This is a genomic window from Moorena sp. (assembly GCF_982860115.1).
Map to the genome: position 1 here is coordinate 4,162 of NZ_CEYLVT010000331.1, position 2,139 is coordinate 6,300.

A 2,139-nucleotide genomic window follows, 5' to 3' on the forward strand; every position below is an offset into this window, starting at 1 on the left:
GATGCCCACTCTACTTTCATGCTTATTTTCGCGCGGGCAGGATGCCCACTCTACTTTCATGCTTATTTTCGCGCGGGCAGGATGCCCACTCTACTGCTATTCATCCGAAGATTCAGCAACGCTTTCTAGTAATCTATTTGAGGCTGACGGCTGACAGCTGACCGCTGACCACTGACCACTGACCGCTGACCGCTGACCTATAAATCACATCTGGTAACCAAACAAATTCGGGTCAACATCCTTGAGATCCAAATCCCCTAACCCATACTCAGCCCAACGCCGGTCTACCATCGCTGCTACATCCCCATCAGACTCCAACGTTGCGCCCCATTCATGTTCGGTTTCCGGTGGAATCTTAGTAGTAGCATCAATACCCATCCGTCCCCCTAAGCCAATCTTTTCACTAGCAAAATCCAAACTATCAAAGGGAGTATTGGGCAAAATAAAGACATCCCGGACTGGGTCAACCTTAGAACTAATTGCCCACACCACTTGACGGGGGTCGCGAATATTAATAGTCTCATCCACCACAATCACAAACTTGGTATAGGTAAATTGAGGCAACGCACTCCAAAACGCCAAAGCAGCCCGTCGCGCTTGTCCTGGATAGGCTTTCTTAATCGAAATAATGGCGGCTTTATAACTCAGAGCTTCCATGGGCAAGAAGAAATCCACAATTTCTGAGACTTGTTGCCGCAGGATGGGGGTATAAATCCGATTGAGTGCGATCGCCATCATCGCTTCTTCTTTTGGTGGACGCCCACTAAAGGTAGTTAAATAAATCGGATCCTTGCGGTGAGTCATACAGTGGAAGCGAATCAAGGGGGAATCCTCCACTCCACCGTAATAACCCATGTGGTCACCAAACGGACCATCTGGCAACATTTCCCCTGGAGTAATCGTGCCTTCGAGGACAAACTCCGAATCCGCTGGTACTTCTAAATCTAAGGTTTTACATTTGGCTAGGTTGACCCCAGACCCACCATAGAGTCCAGCAAAGAGCCATTCCGACAGGTCAACCGGTATGGGAGTAGCAGCAGCCAGAATAATCAGGGGGTCAACACCGAGTGCGATCGCAATTTCTAATTTCTTTCCTCTCTCCACCGCCTTGCGCAAATGTCGTGCTCCACCCCTGACCGAGAGCCAATGCACCGTCATCGTAGTCTTAGACTGCAGTTGTAGCCGATAAACCCCCACATTAGGAATACCAGTCTCACAATCTTTCGTAATCACCAATCCTAAGGTAATAATCTTGCCAGCATCACCGGGATAAGGGCGAATCAGGGGTAATGTATTCAAATCCAAATCATTTTCCTGCACCACCACCTGGTGACAAGGAGGGAAAAAGTCTCGCCCTGGTTTAGCTTTGACCACATCAAACAAAATTTTGCCAAATTCCACCGCCTGGGAAATCTTCTTAGGTGGCTTTGGTTGTTGCAGCATCCCTAGCTTCTTGCCCAGAGTTTCCAAATCTTCCGGGGTTGAGCGGTTCATCGCCCAGCAAACCCGTTCTTCTGTTCCCATTAAATTAATCGCCACCGGAAAGGATGACCCTTTTACATTCTCAAACAGCAAGCCAGGTCCACCCGCTTGTAGCATCCGGTTTGATATCTCAGCAATTTCCAAATCTGGGTCAACTAAAGCCTTAATCCGCCGCAATTGTCCCTTCTGTTCTAGCTCTTGGATAAATCCCCTTAGGTCTCTGGCCATGATTACAATTTGTTAAGCTGAGTCATTTTTACTATACCAGTTCTCAATTGCCTGAGGGACTTTAGTCTTGGGTTAAGGGGAATCGGGAATCGGGAATCGGGAATCGGGAATCGGGAGTAGGGGAAAAATTCTGTATACCTCATTACTCTGATCAGCGCTATAATTACAGATTTAACCCTAACCGACTCCTGGCTTCTGGCTGGAAGCTCCTTCAATCTACCAGCACCTGAGTTTTATGGAACTCGCGTTTTTCCAAATATTTAGGGTACCTAAGCGATGCAGCGCCGCCAAAGGGGGTTTCCCCCATGAGCGACTGCATCAAGACAATATACTTAATTTGTCGTTGTCTTGATGCAAAGCGCGAGTGGGGGAAACCCCCTGTTCCGAAGCTGCATCGCTCTTCAATCATCATTGTCTTGATCCCAAGCG

Annotated in this window: 3 protein-coding genes; all 3 read right to left on the reverse strand. The window is 48.1% G+C overall.

Going from position 1 to position 2,139, the window contains the following annotated elements:
* Window positions 1–204 precede the first annotated feature (204 nt).
* Window positions 205–1,710 (reverse strand): UbiD family decarboxylase, encoded by a 1,506-nt coding sequence (locus AC4II3_RS30595; RefSeq protein WP_488010431.1) that lies wholly within the window; start codon window positions 1,708–1,710, stop codon window positions 205–207.
* 2 nt (window positions 1,711–1,712) lie between these two features.
* Complete coding sequence (locus AC4II3_RS30600; protein WP_488010432.1) at window positions 1,713–1,853, reverse strand: hypothetical protein; 141 nt, start codon at window positions 1,851–1,853, stop codon at window positions 1,713–1,715.
* A 68-nt stretch (window positions 1,854–1,921) separates the two neighbouring features.
* A partial coding sequence (locus tag AC4II3_RS30605; RefSeq protein WP_490723002.1) for a hypothetical protein occupies window positions 1,922–2,139 on the reverse strand: 218 nt, incomplete at its 5' end.